Origin of the sequence: Tropicibacter sp. S64 (assembly GCF_049803835.1) — a bacterium.
GTDB lineage: Bacteria > Pseudomonadota > Alphaproteobacteria > Rhodobacterales > Rhodobacteraceae > Pacificoceanicola.
This window is the reverse complement of sequence record NZ_JBNAGK010000011.1, coordinates 1-17,105: the sequence shown is the minus strand read 5'-3', so window position 1 is coordinate 17,105 and position 17,105 is coordinate 1. Positions and strand designations below refer to the sequence as shown.

The following is a 17,105-nucleotide window of genomic DNA, read 5'->3' as shown; positions in this document are numbered from 1 at the left end:
TCAGCTGAAAAACGATCAACGGAGACATGAGACTATGAAAAAAACGACTTTGACCGCCGCCATCCTGATTGCCGGCACCACCGTGACCGCACTTGCCCATGGCAGCGCCACAGGCATCGTCAAGGAACGCATGGAGGCCATGATGGCGATGGGTAAGGCGGTGAAAACCGTCACTCCCATGATGCGCGGCGAAACGGCCTATGACGCGGAGGCCCTGCGCGCCGCCGCCCTCACCTTTCAGGCCCATGCCGGCAAAGCCCTGACAGAGCAATTCCCCGAAGGCAGCGGCGGTGCCCCGTCGGAGGCCAAGGATGAGATCTGGCAGGACTGGGCCCGCTTCACTGATCTGGCTGACCAGTTGGAAACCTATGCGCGCGGGCTGGAATTGGCGGCGGCCAACGGTCTGGGAAGCGATGGCAGCATGGGCGCTGGTGCCATGATGGGCGGGAGCAGCATGATAGGGGGCGGGTCCATGATGGGCGACTCAGCCGACATGATGAGCGCTGAGGCCATCGGTGCCATGCCCGCCGATGCGGCCTTCAACATGACCACGCAGGTCTGTTCCGCCTGCCATGCGCGCTTCCGCGCCGAGGATGACTGACCATGCGTCGCATCCTTATGGGCGCGGCGGTGCTGGGCACGGTCGCGCTTGCGGGGGTGGTGTCGCTGGTCGTCTGGCCGGTCGGCGCTGCCACCGTCCCGATCACCTTGTCAGGCAATGTTGATCGCGGTGCCTATCTCGCACGGGCCAGCGGCTGCATCTCTTGCCACTCGAATTTCGAGGCAGGCGGTGCGCCTCTTGCGGGCGGCGCGCCGCTGGATACGCCTTTTGGCACGTTCCACCCGCCAAATCTGACCACTGACCCGGTCAGTGGCCTTGGCAACTGGACGGTCGAGCAATTCGCAAGGGCGGTCCGGCAGGGGGTCGGGCCAAACGGAACCCCGTATTATCCGGCCTTTCCCTATGCGTTTTACGCGGACTTCACCGATCAGGACATCGCCGATCTCTGGGCGGCGTTCCAGACGGTGCCGCCCGTTGCAGACCCTGCGCCCGATCATGTGGTGGGGTTCCCCTTCGATCAGCGTTGGGGGCTGAAACTGTGGCGCGCGGCCTTTCTCCACGACCCGGACACCCGGCCGGTCGAGGGCCGCAGCGACGCATGGAACCGGGGACGGGAACTGGTCCGCGGCCCAGCCCATTGCGGTGCCTGCCATACCCCCCGCAATCTTGCCGGGGGGCGAGACCTTGCTGCACGGTTCGCCGGAAACGCGGCTCTGCCCGGCGGCAGCAAGGCACCCTCGATTCAACCGCAGGCGCTGGAAGAGGGCGGCTGGACGGTTTCGGCGCTGGCGTATGCGCTGGAAACCGGGTTGACGCCTTCGGGTGATGCCTTTGGTGGAAGCATGTCCGAAGTGGTGCGCGAGAACACGCGCTTCATGACACCCGAGGACCGGACCGCCATGGCGACCTACCTTCTGCAAGGCGAAGACGGCGGGCAGACGGACTGACACGAGACGGGCGGGGGCCACGGTGGCCCTCGTCCCCTGCAAAGGACACAAGCGTATGACATACACGCGGCGCACTTTCCTTGCCCTCGCGGGGGCGGCGGCGGGTCTGGGCCTGCCACTGCGGGCGCAGTCCCTCAGCGGTGCCATACCTCTGGTCACGCGCGAGGCCAGCCTGCAACTGCTGCCCAATGGTTACCCGCAGACGCGCATCTGGGGCTATGACGGCGCGGTCCCCGGCACCGAGATCCGTGTGCCGCAAGGCGCGCGCGTGCAACGACAACTGGTCAATGACCTGCCCGAGGCCACCTCCGTGCATTGGCATGGCATCCGCATCGACAACGTCATGGACGGTGTGTCGGGCCTGACGCAGGACGCGGTGCGGCCGGGCGAGACCTTTGATTATGACTTCACCGTGCCGGATGCCGGAACTTATTGGTATCACGCGCATAACCGATCATACGTGCAGGTTGCGCGCGGACTGCGCGGTGCGTTGATCGTCGAAGAGCCTCATGCCCCTGACGTGGATCGCGACGAGGTGCTGATCCTCGACGACTGGCTGATCGACCCTGAAACCGGTCAGATCGCCGACACGTTTGACCAGCCGATGATGATGAGCCACGGCGGGCGAAGCGGGAACTACGTCACCACCAACGGTCAGTATAATCTGACCCTGACGGCACAGCGGAACGACCGACTGCGGCTGCGCCTGATCAATGCCGCCAACGCGCGCATTTTTGCGCTGCGGCTACAGGGGATGACGGGCTGGACCGTCGCACTTGACGGGATGCCCTTGGCACAGCCGCAGCCGGTCGCGGACACGCTCCTGCTGGGTCCGGCGCAGCGGATCGACTTGTTCGTCGACATCACCGCCGCGCAGGGCGAACCGGCGGCGCTGTTGAATGTCGATACCAATGAACCCTTTCCGCAGGTGGCCTTTACGGTGACGGGGCAGGGTGCGCAGGTGGCTCGCGCCGCCCCCGCCGCGTTGCCACCCAATCCGCGAATGGATTTGCTCGATCTGGCCAATGCCACGCCAGTCAAGCTGTACATGTCGGGCGGCGCGATGGGACGGATGAACGCGGCGGTGCTGAACGGTGAACGCAAGGGCTTTCGCCAGCTCGCGGCAGCGGGCTATTTCTGGGCGTTGAACGACGTGGCGAATATGCCCGACACGCCCTTGACGACGCTGTCGCGGGGCGACCACGCGCGGGTCGCGATCACCAATGACACCGTATTTCCCCACGCCATGCACCTTCACGGTATGCACTTCCGTGAGGTCACCCAAGGTAAGACAGGATCGATGCGCGACACGCTGCTGATCGGCGCGAACGAGACCCGGGAAATCGCCTTTGTCGCGGACAACCCGGGCAAGTGGCTCTTCCATTGCCACATGCTTGAACACGCCGCGTCCGGCATGACCACATGGTTGGAGGTCACATGAAGGGGTCAGTATCCATCATCGGGGCCGCGCTGGTTCTGGCGCAGACCGCATTGGCCGACACGCCGGATATCGCCGAAGGCGAGGTCTTGTATGCCGAGAATTGCGCCTCTTGCCACGGGGCCGAGTTGCAGGGGCAGCCCGACTGGCGCGCGCCCGGCCCGGATGGCCGACTGCCTGCCCCGCCGCATGACGAAACCGGCCACACCTGGCATCACAGCGACCGCGTGCTGTTCGGCTATACCAAGCTGGGCGGCAAGGGCTTCATGGCACAGCAGGGCATGGAGTTCGATAGCGGCATGCCCGGCTTTGACGACCGACTGAGCGATCAACAGATCAGGAACATCCTCGCCTACATCCGCTCCACCTGGCCAGACCGGACCCAGCAGGTGCAGGCCGAACGCAGCAAGGCCGACATGGAAAACGGAGACAACTGACATGACATTCAAAACCCCCATACTTGCTCTGGCGCTGGTCGCGCTGACGCCGTTGCCGACCCTGGCGCAGGATCTCGACGAGGCGCGGATCAAGGAGCTGGTTCTCGAAGCGATACGCGAGAACCCGGAAATCGTGATGGAAGCGGTGGCGATCCTTGAGCAACGTCAGGCGGGCGCGCAGGCCGATGCGCAGGCGCGTGCGCTGGACACACAGCGCGAGTTGATCGAGAATGACCCGAACGCCCCGGTGCTGGGCAATCCCGACGGCGACGTGACCGTGGTCGAGTTCTTTGACTACAACTGCCCCTATTGCCGCCGCGTGAAACCCGAGGTCCGCGCGCTCATCGACGCGGATCCGAACATCCGTCTGGTTTATCGCGAATGGCCGATTCTCGGCGACGGCTCGGTCTTTGCCGCAAAGGCTGCGCTGGCGGCCCGCAAGCAGGGAAAATACGAAGACTTCCATTGGGCGATGATGGGTAACGAAGGCCGCGCCGAAGAGGCCAGCGTGCTACGCGTGGCCGAAGAGGTGGGTCTGGACATCGAGCAATTACGTGCCGACATGGATGCCCCGGAAGTCGAAGACCATATCGCGACCTCGATGCAGTTGACGCAGGCGCTTGGGTTCAACGGCACCCCGTCTTTCGTGATCGGCGACGCATTGGTGCCCGGTTTCGTTGAAACCGACCAATTGGCCAAGCTGGTTGCCGAAGCGCGCCAAGCCGCTGAATGAATGTGCGCTGCCCGCGTCCATGCGCGGGCAGCGGTGTCGCTCAGGCTGCGGTGGACTCGTATCCGGCGTCCTTGATCGCAGCCGACAGCTGATCGGCGCTGAGCGCGCTGTCGATACGCACCGTGCGGGTGTCCAGATCGCAGGCGATCTGCGCCGCCGGGTCTGCCGATTTGACCGATTTCTCGATGGCCGAGGTGCAGTGGCCGCAGCTCATGTCGGGAACCTTGAAGTCCATGTTCATACCTTTCCGGATTTTGACTGACAGGGAGATAGAGGTTCCAGCGGGGGGAAGGTCAAGATGGTCGGAGCGGCGCAGAAATTTATTTTCGGCCCTTGACCCTCCAGTGACTGGAAGCCCTATCTCTGCCGCAAGATCAAAGCGAAGGAGCCCCCCATGTCGGACCCGATTCCCCTGACCCTGTCTGTCGAAGGCATGTCCTGCGCGTCCTGCGTGGGCCGCGTGGATCGCGGACTGTCGACTCTGGAGGGCGTGAGCGACGTGTCGGTGAACCTCGCGTCTGAATCGGCGCGGATGCAGGTGGACAGCCCCGACCGCGCGGGCGAGGTCGTGGCTGCGCTGGCCGATCTGGGCTATCCGGCGCGCACCGGGCGGGTGACGATGACCGTCGAGTCCATGTCCTGCGCGTCTTGTGTCGGGCGGGTGGATCGTGCGCTGGCGGCGGTGCCGGGCGTGCTGGAGGTCAACGTGAACCTCGCCGCCGAAACCGCCACCGTCACCTATGCCGAAGGGGCCGTCACCCCGGCCCAGCTGGTCGCGACCAGCACGCAGGCGGGCTATCCCGCCCGGCTGGCCGAGGCCACCGACACCGAGGATCGCAGCACCCGCAAGGCCGAAGAGGCCCGCGCGTTGTCGCGGCGCATGGCCTTTGCCGCGGCGCTGGCGCTGCCGGTCTTCATCGTGGAGATGGGCGGGCATGTCTTCCCGGCCTTTCACCACTGGATCAACGCCACCATCGGCCAGCAGACCAGCTGGGTGCTGCAATTCCTGCTGACGACCCTCGTGCTGGCCGGGCCGGGGCGGATGTTCTACGCCAAGGGCATCCCCGCATTGCTGAAGGGCGCGCCGGACATGAACAGCCTTGTCGCGGTGGGCACCGGGGCGGCGTATATGTATTCGGTCGTGGCGACCTTCTTGCCGGGGCTTTTGCCCGACGCCCTGCGTGCCGTCTATTTCGAGGCAGCGGCGGTGATCGTCGTGTTGATCCTGCTGGGCCGGTTCCTTGAGGCCCGCGCCAAGGGGCGCACCGGTGCCGCCATCGAGAAACTGCTGGGGTTGCAGGTCAAGACCGCGCGCGTGCTGCGCGGCGGCGAGACCGTGGAAATCCCGGTCGAGGAACTGGCGCAAGGGGACATCGTTCTGGTCCGCCCGGGCGAGCGTATTGCCGTCGATGGCGAGGTGACAGAGGGCGCCAGCCGTGTCGATGAAAGCATGCTCACCGGAGAGCCGGTTCCGGCGGCCAAGGACATTGGCGACAGCGTGACCGGCGGCACGGTCAACGGCACCGGCAGCCTGACGGTCCGCGCGGGGCGCGTCGGGCAGGATACGACGCTGGCGCAGATCATCCGCATGGTCAAAGAGGCGCAGGGGGCAAAGCTGCCGATTCAGGGCTTGGTCGACCGCATCACCCTGTGGTTCGTCCCCGCCGTCATGAGCGTCGCTGTGCTGACCGTGCTGGTCTGGTTGGTCGTCGGGCCGCAGCCCGCGCTGACCATGGCTTTGGTGGCGGGTGTGTCGGTGCTGATTATTGCCTGCCCCTGTGCGATGGGTCTTGCCACGCCGACCTCGATCATGGTGGGCACGGGGCGCGCCGCCGAACTGGGCGTGCTGTTTCGCAAGGGTGACGCGTTGCAGGCGCTGGATGGCGTGCAGGTCGTGGCTTTGGACAAGACCGGCACCGTGACCGAGGGTCGCCCGGAATTGACGGACCTCGTGCTGGCGCCGGGCTTTGACCGCGCCGGGGTGCTGCCCGTGGTGGCCGCTGTCGAGGCGCAGTCCGAGCACCCGATCGCCGAGGCGATCGTGCGTGCCGCACAGGCCGAGGGGATGACCCTGCCGCAGATCGCGGGGTTTGCCTCGGTCACGGGCTACGGTGTGCGCGCCGAGGTCGAGGGCCGGGAGGTGTTGATCGGTGCCGACCGCTTGATGACGCGTGAAGGTGTGGATGTCAGTGCCTTGGCGGATCGCGAGGCGGAACTGGCGGAGACTGGCCGCACCGCGCTGTTCGCCGCCATCGGCGGGCAGGTCGCGGCGGTGATCGGTGTGGCCGATCCGGTGAAACCCGCCAGCAAGGCGGCCATCGCCGCCCTGCGCGCCAAGGGGCTGACCGTCGCCATGATTACTGGTGACAAGCAGGCCACGGCGGATGTCATCGCCCGCGAAACCGGCATCGATCATGTCGTCGCCGGGGTGCTGCCCGATGGCAAGGTCGCCGCGCTGGAGGCCTTGCGCCAAGGCCGCCGCGTCGCCTTTGTCGGGGATGGCATCAATGATGCCCCCGCGCTGGCCCATGCGGATGTGGGCATTGCCATCGGCACCGGCACCGACGTGGCCATCGAATCCGCCGATGTGGTCTTGATGTCGGGCGACCTGCGCGGGGTGGTCAACGCGGTCGAGGTCTCGACCCGGACCATGCGCAACATCCGCGAGAACCTGTTCTGGGCCTTCGCCTACAACACCGCGCTGATCCCGGTGGCGGCAGGGGCCCTGTACCCGGTCTGGGGTGTGCTGCTGTCGCCGATGCTGGCGGCGGGGGCGATGGCGCTGTCCTCGGTCCTTGTCCTGACCAACGCGCTGCGCCTGCGCCGCGTCGCGCCCGCGATGTCGGAACGGGCCGATCCGGCCCGCAGCGGCGCGGCGCCCGTGGCCGCCCCGGCGGAATAAGGAGGCAAGAATGAACATCGGAGACGTCGCCCGCCAATCGGGCTTGCCGCCCAAGACCATCCGCTATTACGAGGATATCGGGCTGATCCGCCCGCAGCGCAGCGAAAACGGCTATCGCAGCTTCCGCGAAAGCGACCTGCACAAGCTGGCCTTTCTGGGCCGGGCCCGCGCGCTTGGCTTCACCATCGAGGATTGCCGGACGCTGATGGCGCTGTATGAGGACGATCACCGCGAAAGTGCGCAGGTCAAGGCGGTGGCCGAGGAACACCTGCGGCAGATCGATGAGAAGATCGCGCAGCTGCAATCCATGCGCGCCACCCTCGACACGCTGATCCACGCCTGCGCCGGGGATCACCGCCCCGACTGCCCGATCCTTCAGGATCTGGCGCGCAGCGACGCGAACCAAGCCTGACGTGCAAGCGCGCCCCGCAACAGGGGCGCGCAGCAGTTTCACTTCGACAGTTCGGTGACGGTCAGTTTACCGTTCACCCGCTCTGCAAGGAAGGTGATCCTGGCACCCTCGCTCAAACCGTCGAGCATGGTCGGATCGGACAGATCGAACACCATCTTCATGGCGGGCATGTCGAGATTTTCCAGCGGGCCGTGATCGATTGTGACCTTGTTCCACTTGGTGTCGATCTTGGTTACGGTCCCCGAGGACATCGGGTGGTCGCCCTCAGCCAACGCGGCCCCGGCTGCAAGGATCATGGCGGCGGACAGTTTCAGAAGTTTGTTCATTTTGGATTTCCTGTGGATTGAAGATCAGTTGACGATAAGGGCGCCGTGCATGCCGCCCTCGTAGTGGCCGGGCAGGAGGCAGGCGAATTCGAACTTGCCCGCTTTGTTGAAGGTCCAGAGGATGTCGGCCTCTTCGCCGGGATCCAGTCGTACCGAGTTCGGGTCGTCGTGTTCCATCTCGGGGAACTTTGCCATCAACACCTTGTGCTCGGCGTTTTCCGCCATCGTGTCCATGACGAACTCGTGGGTTTCCTCGCCCATGTTGACGATGTGCAGACGGACGGTTTCACCCGCCGCAAAGACCATGTCAGCCGAGGGTTCAAAGACGAAAGGCGCGTCCTTGTCGTAATCCTCCCGCATGATGACGTCGATCGTGCGGGTGGGTTCATGGCCGTGCATGGCGGGCATGCCGACGGCCATCTGCCCGCTGCCATGTCCGGCGTCTGCCAAGCCCGGGACAGGGGCCAGGGCGGGCGCCATGGCCAGCCCCAGTATCAGAAGTGCAGTTCTCATGAGCGCGTTTCTCCTGTGCTCTTGCATCAACCCTGCCGCACGCCGCCGCGCGGCGTGATCACGGTTTTGGGGCTGGTGTTGCTTGCGTGTTCGGGCAGCTCGCCCGTCCATTCGTAGGCTTCGGTTCCGGGCGGGTTCTGATACCAGCCGGGATCGCTGTAATCGTCGCGGTCGATGCCCTCGCGGACCTTCACGACACTGAACATGCCACCCATTTCCAGCGGGCCATGGGGTCCCCAGCCCGCCATCATCGGGATGGTGTTCTCGGGGATTTCCATGGACATCTCGCCCATGTCGGCCATTCCGGCGGTGCCCATCGGCATGTAACCGGGCTGATGGCGGCGCATCATCTGGGTCAGTCGGGTCTTGTCGGCACCGATCACCGTGGGCAATTCATGGCCCATGGCGTTCATCGTGTGGTGTGACTTGTGGCAATGGATCGCCCAGTCACCTTCGTGGATTGCGTCGAATTCATAGGCCCGCATGGCACCGACGGGAATGTCGATGCTGACCTCCGGCCAGCGGGCTGTTTCGGGCACCCAGCCGCCATCTGTACAGGTGACATGGAAGTCGTAGCCGTGCATGTGGATCGGGTGGTTGGTCATCGTCAGGTTACCACAGCGCACCCTCACCCGGTCGCCCTTGTTCACCACCAAGGGATCAATGTCAGGGAAAATCCGGCTGTTCCAGGTCCACATGTTGAAGTTGGTCATCTCGGCCACGCGCGGGATGTAGGTGCCGGGATCGATGTCGTAGGCCGCCAGCAGAAACGCAAAATCCCGATCCACCGGCATGAAGGCCGGGTCGCGCGGATGCACGATGAACAGGCCCATCATGCCCATGGCCATCTGCACCATCTCATCCGCATGCGGGTGGTACATGAAGGTGCCGGACTTGGTCAGGTCGAACTCATACACAAAGGTCTTGCCCGGCGGGATCGCGGGGTGGCTGAGGCCACCGACGCCGTCCATCCCCGAAGGCAATATCAGCCCGTGCCAATGCACGGATGTGTGTTCCGGCAAGCGGTTGGTCACGTAGATGCGCACGCGCTCGCCCTCGACCGCCTCGATGGTGGGGCCGGTGGATTGGCCGTTATAGCCCCACAGCCGCGCCATCATGCCATCCGCCATGATGCGCTCGACCGGCTCGGCGACGAGGTGGAATTCCTTCACGTTGCCGTTCATCCGCCACGGCAGGGACCAGCCGTTCAGCGTCACGACCGGGTTATAATCCAGTCCGGTCATGGGACGGTCTGGCACCTGCGTGTAGGGGATGTCGGTAAAGGCGGCCTCTGGCAGGTCGCGGAAACGGGTTTCCGCGGCGGCGGCCGAGGCCAGCACGGCACCGGCACCGGCGGTCAGCCCGGCGCCCAGCAATTGACGACGGTTCATCATTCTTCCCCTCCTTTGGACAGGGTTACGGATCCGCCCCAGATCGCGGCGGTCGCTTCGGTTTCGGCGAGCCAGTAGTCTCGCTTGGCCTCGGCGGCGGACAGCCGGGAGTCCAGCCCCTCCTGCGCGTCGGCGATCAGTTCGAAGGTAGAGGTCAGCATGCCGTTGTAGGACAGCAGCGCCTCTTCATCGATCTGGCGGCGCAGCGGCAGTACCTGGTCGCGCCAATGTCGCGCGATGTTGTGCCGCCCCGTGACCGCCTTGTAGGCCATGCGCGCGTCCGACCGCGCGTCGATGGCCTGCTGTGCCAGGGTGTTCGCCGCCTGCAGGTAGGCCATGCGGCCGCGTTTCGACACCAGCGGGCCAGTGTCATACAGCGGGATTTCGAAATCCAGCGCCAGCGCGGGCGTGGCCTCGGTTTCGCCGTTGGCGCGCTCCAGCTCGACCCCGGCGACCAGCGCCGCGTCGGACACCATGCGGGTCTTGCCGGTCAGACGATAATCCAAGGCGATGGCCTGCAGTTCCAGCTTGCCCGCGGCCAGGTCGACGCGGTTGGCCAGTGCCTGCTGCTCAATGTTGCCTGCCGCGCGCGGACCGCGCGGCAGGGCGGGCAGCGCATCGGGCACGTAGACGGTGGTGGCGCTCCCCCACAGACCCATCAGGCGCAGCAGCTTTTCCTTGGCCAGCTGTGCCTCCAGCCGGGCGGCGGCGCGTTCAGCCGCCAGTTCTGCGGTAAAGGCATGTTCGCGCGCCTGGTCGGCCTTGTTCATGGCGCCGGTCCGGCCCAACTGCACCGCCAGCTCCGATGCGGCCTCGGCCGTGCCGTGGGTCTGTCCGATCAGCGCGGCCGCCTCGAAGGCCCCGACCGATTCGATCCAGGCGCGGCGGGTTTCCACGGCAAGGTCAATGGTTTGTGCCAGCGCCGCCAGTTCCGCCTGGCGAAAGCGGACTTCGGCCAGCTGGGTACGCGGCTTGGTCGTTGCAAGATCCAGAAGCGCGCCCGCCACGGTCGCCTCGAGCGTGCGGGTCACGTCACCCGCCAGGCCCGAAACGGATACGCCGAGCGTGGGCACCGGGCCCATGGCCACCTCCCACAGGTCCGTCGAAGACAGTCCCAGCTCGGCAAAGCTGGCCTGAAGCGCGCGGTTGTTGATCAGCGCGACCTGCACTGCGGTATCGGCGCTGATCGTCTTGCCATGGACCAGGGCGTGCACGCGCCTTTCCGTGGCCTCGATATCGGCAGCGGACTGGTTCCAAACGGGCACAGCCCCGACGGCCTTGCGGGCGCCCTCTTCGACGCTGACGAAACCGGCACGGTCGGCCTTTGCGCGCTCGATTACAGCGGGATTGGCGCAGGCTGCCACCAGCAGCGCCGCGCCGAGCATCAACGGCAGTTTCATTTGCCGCCCTCCCGCTGTGCATCGTTCAGGCTGCGCCAGTCAGCGGGTTCTTGAAGCCGGTAGCCAAGATAGGCCACATTCGGTCCAGGTTGCGCCATGGTCGCAGGCGGCGTCACAGACGCGGCCGTCAACCCAGGCGCGGTGTCAAGCTCGGGAAGTGCCGCACAGGCACCCACGAGCAGCGGCAATCCAGCCGCAATAGCAAGTTTCACTGGTAGTCCCTCGTCGTGTCAGATGCAGTTATCCGCAGGCGAATCGCCGCGGCGGGGCTGCATCAGGCACGTGGGGGGCGCTGCAAACCTTCGGGAATTGCGGTGATGACAAGCGAGGCTATGTCCCAGGACCGGATCGACACTCGAATGGCGCGCGGCGCCTCCGCATCGGCTGAGCGTAGATCGCCGAGGACGCAAATATGCGATGCGCAATGATCCGCAGCGTGATCAACCGCGTGGTCCGTTGTTTGACTGGCGTGGTCGTGCGCCTGCTCAATGGTCGCCTCGTGTCCGTCGCACAGGATCATCGCGGACGCGTTGGACGGCATCAGGGCCATCGCCAGAAAAAGGGCGACGACCTGAAATTTGACCAGAAGTGCGCGAATCCAGTGAGACATTCGTGAATCGATAAGCGAGAAAACGACACCCGGCAAGTCACCAAAACGTGTGGCCAAAATTTCCGTGCCGAGCATCTAGGCGCCTGAAAAACAGGCATTTTTGAGACCATCACCCGAACAGCGCCCTGCTGCCCATCCACAGGCCCATCGCGATCATCATCAGGTTCTCGGTCAGTGACACGAACCCCAGCGGCACGTTCGACGACCCGCCGACGCAGGCGCATTTCAACTCGCGCTTGTCGATGTAGACAGCCTTGAAGACGCTGACGGCGCCAACCGTGCCGATGAACAGCGCGACCGGGGCCGACAGCCATGTCAGCGCTCCGGCGGTCATCAGGATGCCCGCCAGCGCCTCGCCGAACGGGTAGACCTTGCCATAGGGCACCCAGCGGCGGGCGAGCAGGTCGTAGTTCAGGAACATGGTCGAGAAACTCTCGACGTCCTGCAATTTCTGGATCGCGAGGATCGTCATCGACAGCGAGATGAACCATTCCAGCGCGCGCGCCGTCAGGACCGTGCCGTATTGGTGCCACGACAACCCCAGCGCCAGCAGCGCGGCGACGGAAAAAATCGCGATGACCGGCTGATAGCTGGTGTCGCTCTGTTCCTCCTTGGGCGGATCAATGTCGAAATGCACGCGCAGGTCGTCATATCCGCCGATGCGTTCACCCTTGATGAAGGTCTGCGGCGTCGTTTCGACCCCGTGTTCTTTCTTGAACGCCTCGGTTTCCTCGCGCGTGGTCAGGTGGTGGTCATCGACGCTGTAGCCCTGACGTTCCAGCAAGTCCTTGGATTTCAGACCAAAGGGACAGAGGTGGTCGGGCATGACCATCCGATACAGCGTGGCGGTTTGCGTGTTCTTGGGCATCACTGACCTCCTTCGCAGGAGTATTGGCCGCGGAATCCGGCGGTGTAATCCGGCCCGGCCGTCACGATCAGATCGGTCAGGTCATCACCCTTGTGCAGCTCCGCACGCAATGGGTCGGCGGCAAAGCCGTCACCCTGCCGGTCAAGGCGCACGAGGTCGCCGCTGATTTTGATCACTGCGGCATCCTCGCCCACGGCCAGAACGGCGGGGCTGGTGGCGGTGTAGGTAAATCGGCAGGTGGCGCCGTCGGGCAGGGCCTTGGCGATGTCGTCGGCGGTCAGGAATTCCGGGTCGACAGTGGCGATCACCTCGGTCGACAGGGCCTGCGCCGCATCGACCACCTCGGGCGCGGCGGTCTCGCCGGTCGGCGCGGCCTCGCCATTGGCAGAGATATCCGCGATCAGATAGCGCATCTCGGCGATTTCCTTGTCCTGCGCATAGACGATGGCCTCGGCCAATTTCGCTACGCGCGGATCGGTGATCTCGGCCCGCGACGAGGTCATAATGGCAATCGAATGGTGCGGGATCATCGCCCGCATGAAAGACCGGTCCTGCACCGTGACCTGACTGCGCACCAGCCAGAGCGACAGCGCAAAGACCACGACGGAGCCCACGAAGATGCCCGCGTTGAGCGCCTTGTTCGTATACATCGACAGCATGAAGGACAGCATGACGAATGCCATCGTGGCCCCCATCAGCAGTGCCATCCAGGCCCGCGTTTCCGAAAAGAAGACGTGGCCCAGAAGGTAGGTGTTCAGATACATCAGCACGAACATCACCAGCGTCGACATGCCGATCATCAGGAAAAATCTGGAATATTTCATTGAGCCTCTCCTGCTTAGGTTCCGTGTGGAACAAACGCCCTTCCAGCGCTGGAGGGTTCCAAAATGGCCCGAATTTCGTGCTTTCGGGGGAACATACGCGCCTGCGCAGGGCAAGATCACGGGCATTTGACTGGGCGCAGGCATTGTGGGCTGGCCTTCTGAAACGCATGCGAGAACAGGAGATGTCATGACTGGATATACACGCCGCACGATCATAACGGGGCTGGCCATGGCCTTGGCCGCGCCGACGCTGGCGCGCGCCCATCAGGTCACATTGCCCGACCACTTCAACCCGACGGCCGTGCAGACCGGTCGCACAGACTGGCTGCCTGGGGACATCCACGTGGTGCCGGACGAGTTCCACCTGTATCTGATGGGGAAGGACGGGGCGGCGATCCGGTATGGCGTGGGCGTCGGGCGCAAGGGGCTGTACGAATCCGGCGTCTTTACTGTCGCGCGCAAGGCCAAGTGGCCGTGGTGGCGCCCGACCCAGTCGATGATCCGCCGCGATCCGGGGAAATATGCCAAATACAAGAACGGCATGAAGGGCGGCCCGAACAATCCGCTCGGCGCAAGGGCGCTGTACCTGCATGACGATCAGGGGCGTGACACCTATCTGCGCATCCACGGCACCAATGCGCCCTCGACCATCGGCAGCGCCGTGTCCAACGGCTGCGCGCGGCTGACCAACGAGCACGTCAAGGACCTGTATGAACGGGTCGAGATCGGCGCCCGCGTCACCCTGCACCCCAAGGTGACGACCGCGTGAGGCCCCGGCGGGTTGGTTGACCTTTGTCCGCGCCTGTCTGAAAAGCGCCTCCGCAATTTTGGATAACGGGGTTTCCATGAAGGTGAACCGACGACAGGCCTTGTCCCTGCTGGCCGCCTGCTTGGCGACGCCAGCTTTGGGCGGCTCCCGCATTACGCTGCGCCCCGAAGAGATCGTCACGCAGGTCGCCGGGCGGCGCCTGCCGATGCTGGGCTTCAACGGCGGGGTGCCGGGGCCGGACATCCGCTACCGCCAAGGTGATACGGCGCAGATCCGGTTGGACAATGGGCTGAACGACGGGGCCTTGGTGCATTGGCACGGGCTGCGCGTGCCCAACCGCATGGACGGCGTGAACGTGCTGACGCAGGATGTGGTCATCCCCGGCGAACGCTTTGACTACCGGTTCGACTTAGCCGATGCGGGAACCTATTGGTACCATTCGCATTATCTGTCGTATGAACAAGTCAGCAGGGGCCTCTTCGGGGCATTCATCGTCGAGGAACGCGACCCGCCCGCCGTCGACCACGACATCACCGTGCAGTTGTTCGACCTGCTGCTGGATGCGGACGGTCAGTTTGATGACAGCTTCGATCCCGCGCGCTTTGCCACCGAGGGACGGCTTGGCAATATCAAGACCGCGATCCTGTCGCGGAACAGCGTGCAGCAAGGCGACAGGCTGCGCCTGCGGATCATCAACCCGTCCATCGACCGCATTTATCGATTGTCCGTGACCGGGCTGGCGGGCAAGATCGTGGCGCTGGACGGGATGCCGTTGGAGGTCCCGCAGGCGCTGGCGCCGATGGCGCTGGCCCCCAGTCAACGCTGCGACGTGATCGCAGATGTGACCGGCCCGGTGGCGCTGCGCGACACCTATGACGGGGCGAACGACTTGCTGGGGCATTTGACAGTGACCGGCACGCGCAGCCCCTCGACTGCGCCGATCCCGACCCTGCCGCCAAACCGCATGACCCGTCCCGGCACGCCGGATCACACCACAAGGCTGGTGCTGCAAGGCGGCGCGGGCGCGCCTGCGCATCGCGGCACTGGAACATGGGCGCTGAACGACGTGTCGGGCCTTCCAAGCCGTCCCTTGATCGCGGCAAAGCGCAGCCAGACCATGCGCATCGAGATCGAGAACCGCACCGGCTTTCCCCATGTCATGCACTTGCATGGCCACCATTTCCACGAACTGGACACCTCGGGAGACCTCGGGCCACTGCGCGACTCGACCCTGCTGGCGGCGGGAGAGACACGCGCCATCACCGCCGTCCTCGACAATCCGGGCGCGTGGATGCTGCATTGCCACATGCTCAGCCATCAAGCCGATGGCATGGCGACGTGGCTGACTGTCAGTTGAAGGCAGCTATTTCTGATATATTATGAAGGGCGTACCAAAAGGAGTCGTAAGCAACATAATCAGGATTATCGGATCCAATTCTGTAGCCGCAAAGTTAAAGTGTCCCACATCTGCAAATCAGAAGTGTCACACTTCCCCTGTTGCTGACAGGATTGGAGTGGACCGTGGGATTGGTGCTTATGAGCGAACGAGACCTGAACCGTGTCGAAATTTTGAGCCAGGTCGTGCAAGGCCGCATGACGGCAACGAATGCGGCGAACCTTCTGGCGCTGAGCCGCAGACAAGTCCAACGTCTGTTGAAGAGCTTTCGAACCAACGGACCGGCTGCGATCCGGCACAAGGCGCGCGGTCGGCCATCGAATAATCGGATCGATCCGGCGGTGCGCGTTTTGGCCGTCACGTTGGTGCAGGAACAGTACGCTGATTTCGGACCGACGCTGGCGACCGAGAAGCTGGCCGAGGACCATGGCCTGAAGGTGTCCCGGGAGACGCTGCGCAAATGGATGCAAGACGCCGGGATCTGGCTTTCGAGAAAGCAGCGCCGCACGTTTCACCAGCCGCGCCTGCGCCGGGAATGCTATGGTGAGTTGATCCAGATCGACGGCTCCGATCACCGCTGGTTCGAGGACCGCGGGCCGCCCTGCACACTGCTGGTATTCGTGGATGATGCGACCAGCACGTTGATGCACCTGGAATTCGTGACGTCGGAAAGCACGTTCAGCTACTTCGGTGCCTTGGAACGCTACCTGCATGAACATGGTCGTCCCGTGGCTTTCTACAGCGACAAGCACAGCGTGTTCCGGGTGGCGAAGCAAGGCGCAAAGACAGGCCATGGTACCACCCAATTCGGGCGCGCGCTCAACGAGTTGAACATCGAGATCCTCTGCGCGAACAGCTCTCAGGCCAAGGGCCGCGTCGAACGCGCCAATCGCACGCTGCAGGATCGGCTGGTGAAGGAGCTGAGGCTGGCGGGCATCTCTGATATGGCCGCGGGGAACGCTTTCCTGCCGGGGTTCATGCAGCGCTACAACGCGCGTTTCGCAAAAGCCCCGCGGCGGCCCGACGATCTGCACCGTGCGTTGAACACGGAACCGGACCGCCTGCGCGAGATCCTGTGCCTGAGGGATGAGCGCTATGTCGGTGCCCAGCTTGCCTTTTCCTACGACCGGCACCGGATCATCCTGGAAGAGAACGACCTCAGCCGTGACCTCCCCGGCAAGTACATCGACAGCTATGAGCACGAGGACGGCGCTCTGGAATTCCGCTGGAAAGGCATTTCTCTACCGTACCGGATTTTCGACATGGACCAGCGCGTGACCCACGCCGCGATCACCGAGAACAAGCACCTGAGCGCCGTGCTGGAGCACATCAAGGCCGAGCAGGACAAGGCCCCACCCAAGAAGAAACGCGCCGGCAGACAGCGGACGATCTACGAGCCGACCGGCCGCCGCAATACAGGATGGAACACGCTCGCCGATCGCAAGCGCAAGGCCAACCGCGCAGCCGGTCAGGGCTCCGATACGTGAGGTCTCCGCCCTGCCCGGCTGCGCTCACGGCGCTCCAGGTGGGACATTTCTGCTTTGTCAACCACGCGACATTTCTACTTGGTTGCAACA

General features: G+C 64.4%; 18 protein-coding genes. 10 read left to right on the top strand and 8 right to left on the bottom strand.

Translation table 11 applies throughout. The features are described from left to right. Nucleotides 1-34 precede the first annotated feature (34 nt). The 5 genes from ACP159_RS17280 to ACP159_RS17260 are packed head-to-tail and all read left to right on the top strand — an operon-like array spanning nucleotide 35 to nucleotide 4,117. Nucleotides 35-601 (top strand): c-type cytochrome, encoded by a 567-nt coding sequence (locus ACP159_RS17280; RefSeq protein ID WP_425100975.1) that lies wholly within the window; start codon nucleotides 35-37, stop codon nucleotides 599-601. A 2-nt stretch (nucleotides 602-603) separates the two neighbouring features. Then, nucleotides 604-1,509, top strand: a complete 906-nt coding sequence (locus tag ACP159_RS17275) for a c-type cytochrome (protein WP_058249066.1) — start codon at nucleotides 604-606, stop codon at nucleotides 1,507-1,509. A gap of 55 nt (nucleotides 1,510-1,564) precedes the next feature. Next, a complete protein-coding gene (locus tag ACP159_RS17270; protein WP_058249065.1) occupies nucleotides 1,565-2,950 on the top strand; it encodes a multicopper oxidase family protein in 1,386 nt (461 codons plus the stop codon). Next, complete coding sequence (locus ACP159_RS17265; RefSeq protein WP_106268390.1) at nucleotides 2,947-3,384, top strand: c-type cytochrome; 438 nt, start codon at nucleotides 2,947-2,949, stop codon at nucleotides 3,382-3,384. Before ACP159_RS17270 ends, ACP159_RS17265 begins: the two co-directional genes overlap by 4 nt. Before the next feature lies 1 nt (nucleotide 3,385). Next, a complete protein-coding gene (locus ACP159_RS17260) occupies nucleotides 3,386-4,117 on the top strand; it encodes a DsbA family protein (RefSeq protein ID WP_058249063.1) in 732 nt (243 codons plus the stop codon). A 40-nt stretch (nucleotides 4,118-4,157) separates the two neighbouring features. Here the strand turns inward: ACP159_RS17260 and ACP159_RS17255 are convergent, their stop codons facing one another. Beyond that, complete coding sequence (locus ACP159_RS17255; protein ID WP_058249062.1) at nucleotides 4,158-4,352, bottom strand: heavy-metal-associated domain-containing protein; 195 nt, start codon at nucleotides 4,350-4,352, stop codon at nucleotides 4,158-4,160. A 159-nt stretch (nucleotides 4,353-4,511) separates the two neighbouring features. On the opposite strand from ACP159_RS17255, the gene ACP159_RS17250 reads away from it, so the two are divergent. Then, nucleotides 4,512-7,019, top strand: a complete 2,508-nt coding sequence (locus tag ACP159_RS17250; RefSeq protein ID WP_106268392.1) for a heavy metal translocating P-type ATPase — start codon at nucleotides 4,512-4,514, stop codon at nucleotides 7,017-7,019. A 10-nt stretch (nucleotides 7,020-7,029) separates the two neighbouring features. Next, nucleotides 7,030-7,431 carry a Cu(I)-responsive transcriptional regulator gene (gene cueR, locus ACP159_RS17245; protein WP_058249060.1) on the top strand — a complete coding sequence of 134 codons (402 nt, stop codon included), beginning with the start codon at nucleotides 7,030-7,032 and terminating at the stop codon, nucleotides 7,429-7,431. A 38-nt stretch (nucleotides 7,432-7,469) separates the two neighbouring features. Here cueR and ACP159_RS17240 read toward each other — a convergent pair whose 3' ends face one another. The 7 genes from ACP159_RS17240 to ACP159_RS17210 all read right to left on the bottom strand — a co-directional run bounded on the left by ACP159_RS17240 (nucleotide 7,470) and on the right by ACP159_RS17210 (nucleotide 13,363). Further along, nucleotides 7,470-7,757 (bottom strand): copper-binding protein, encoded by a 288-nt coding sequence (locus tag ACP159_RS17240; protein ID WP_058249059.1) that lies wholly within the window; start codon nucleotides 7,755-7,757, stop codon nucleotides 7,470-7,472. A 24-nt stretch (nucleotides 7,758-7,781) separates the two neighbouring features. Then, nucleotides 7,782-8,270, bottom strand: coding sequence for a cupredoxin domain-containing protein (locus ACP159_RS17235; protein WP_058249058.1), 489 nt, complete (start codon nucleotides 8,268-8,270; stop codon nucleotides 7,782-7,784). Nucleotides 8,271-8,296: 26 nt separating this feature from the next. Further along, nucleotides 8,297-9,664, bottom strand: coding sequence for a multicopper oxidase family protein (locus ACP159_RS17230; protein WP_058249057.1), 1,368 nt, complete (start codon nucleotides 9,662-9,664; stop codon nucleotides 8,297-8,299). Next, entirely contained in the window at nucleotides 9,661-11,061 is a 1,401-nt protein-coding gene (locus ACP159_RS17225; protein WP_425100974.1) for a TolC family protein, read from the bottom strand. The genes ACP159_RS17230 and ACP159_RS17225 overlap by 4 nt, the downstream gene beginning before the upstream one ends. Nucleotides 11,062-11,335: 274 nt before the next feature. Further along, a complete protein-coding gene (locus ACP159_RS17220) occupies nucleotides 11,336-11,746 on the bottom strand; it encodes a hypothetical protein (RefSeq protein WP_425100973.1) in 411 nt (136 codons plus the stop codon). A 34-nt stretch (nucleotides 11,747-11,780) separates the two neighbouring features. After that, nucleotides 11,781-12,539, bottom strand: coding sequence for a MauE/DoxX family redox-associated membrane protein (locus ACP159_RS17215; protein WP_425100972.1), 759 nt, complete (start codon nucleotides 12,537-12,539; stop codon nucleotides 11,781-11,783). After that, the gene (locus ACP159_RS17210; RefSeq protein ID WP_425100971.1) at nucleotides 12,539-13,363 is read right to left on the bottom strand and encodes a DUF305 domain-containing protein; all 825 of its coding nucleotides are present in this window, start codon (nucleotides 13,361-13,363) and stop codon (nucleotides 12,539-12,541) included. The genes ACP159_RS17215 and ACP159_RS17210 overlap by 1 nt, the downstream gene beginning before the upstream one ends. 187 nt (nucleotides 13,364-13,550) lie before the next feature. Between ACP159_RS17210 and ACP159_RS17205 the strand changes: the two genes are divergently transcribed. The 3 genes from ACP159_RS17205 to ACP159_RS17195 all read left to right on the top strand — a co-directional run bounded on the left by ACP159_RS17205 (nucleotide 13,551) and on the right by ACP159_RS17195 (nucleotide 17,015). Beyond that, complete coding sequence (locus ACP159_RS17205; protein WP_058249054.1) at nucleotides 13,551-14,132, top strand: L,D-transpeptidase; 582 nt, start codon at nucleotides 13,551-13,553, stop codon at nucleotides 14,130-14,132. A gap of 76 nt (nucleotides 14,133-14,208) precedes the next feature. Continuing rightward, nucleotides 14,209-15,489 (top strand): multicopper oxidase family protein, encoded by a 1,281-nt coding sequence (locus ACP159_RS17200; protein ID WP_425100970.1) that lies wholly within the window; start codon nucleotides 14,209-14,211, stop codon nucleotides 15,487-15,489. A gap of 164 nt (nucleotides 15,490-15,653) precedes the next feature. Beyond that, nucleotides 15,654-17,015 (top strand): ISNCY family transposase, encoded by a 1,362-nt coding sequence (locus ACP159_RS17195; RefSeq protein WP_425100969.1) that lies wholly within the window; start codon nucleotides 15,654-15,656, stop codon nucleotides 17,013-17,015. Nucleotides 17,016-17,105 lie beyond the last annotated feature (90 nt).

Bases quoted from the DNA above. Each gene is read 5' to 3' on its own strand.
- ACP159_RS17250 (WP_106268392.1), top strand. From the start codon at position 4,512: ATGTCGGACCCGATTCCCCTGACCCTGTCTGTCGAAGGCATGTCCTGC.
- ACP159_RS17225 (WP_425100974.1), bottom strand. From the start codon at position 11,061: ATGAAACTGCCGTTGATGCTCGGCGCGGCGCTGCTGGTGGCAGCCTGC.
- ACP159_RS17205 (WP_058249054.1), top strand. From the start codon at position 13,551: ATGACTGGATATACACGCCGCACGATCATAACGGGGCTGGCCATGGCC.
- ACP159_RS17265 (WP_106268390.1), top strand. From the start codon at position 2,947: ATGAAGGGGTCAGTATCCATCATCGGGGCCGCGCTGGTTCTGGCGCAG.
- ACP159_RS17255 (WP_058249062.1), bottom strand. From the start codon at position 4,352: ATGGACTTCAAGGTTCCCGACATGAGCTGCGGCCACTGCACCTCGGCC.
- ACP159_RS17235 (WP_058249058.1), bottom strand. From the start codon at position 8,270: ATGAGAACTGCACTTCTGATACTGGGGCTGGCCATGGCGCCCGCCCTG.
- ACP159_RS17220 (WP_425100973.1), bottom strand. From the start codon at position 11,746: ATGCTCGGCACGGAAATTTTGGCCACACGTTTTGGTGACTTGCCGGGT.
- cueR (WP_058249060.1), top strand. From the start codon at position 7,030: ATGAACATCGGAGACGTCGCCCGCCAATCGGGCTTGCCGCCCAAGACC.
- ACP159_RS17210 (WP_425100971.1), bottom strand. From the start codon at position 13,363: ATGAAATATTCCAGATTTTTCCTGATGATCGGCATGTCGACGCTGGTG.
- ACP159_RS17260 (WP_058249063.1), top strand. From the start codon at position 3,386: ATGACATTCAAAACCCCCATACTTGCTCTGGCGCTGGTCGCGCTGACG.
- ACP159_RS17275 (WP_058249066.1), top strand. From the start codon at position 604: ATGCGTCGCATCCTTATGGGCGCGGCGGTGCTGGGCACGGTCGCGCTT.
- ACP159_RS17270 (WP_058249065.1), top strand. From the start codon at position 1,565: ATGACATACACGCGGCGCACTTTCCTTGCCCTCGCGGGGGCGGCGGCG.
- ACP159_RS17200 (WP_425100970.1), top strand. From the start codon at position 14,209: ATGAAGGTGAACCGACGACAGGCCTTGTCCCTGCTGGCCGCCTGCTTG.
- ACP159_RS17280 (WP_425100975.1), top strand. From the start codon at position 35: ATGAAAAAAACGACTTTGACCGCCGCCATCCTGATTGCCGGCACCACC.
- ACP159_RS17230 (WP_058249057.1), bottom strand. From the start codon at position 9,664: ATGATGAACCGTCGTCAATTGCTGGGCGCCGGGCTGACCGCCGGTGCC.
- ACP159_RS17215 (WP_425100972.1), bottom strand. From the start codon at position 12,539: ATGCCCAAGAACACGCAAACCGCCACGCTGTATCGGATGGTCATGCCC.
- ACP159_RS17240 (WP_058249059.1), bottom strand. From the start codon at position 7,757: ATGAACAAACTTCTGAAACTGTCCGCCGCCATGATCCTTGCAGCCGGG.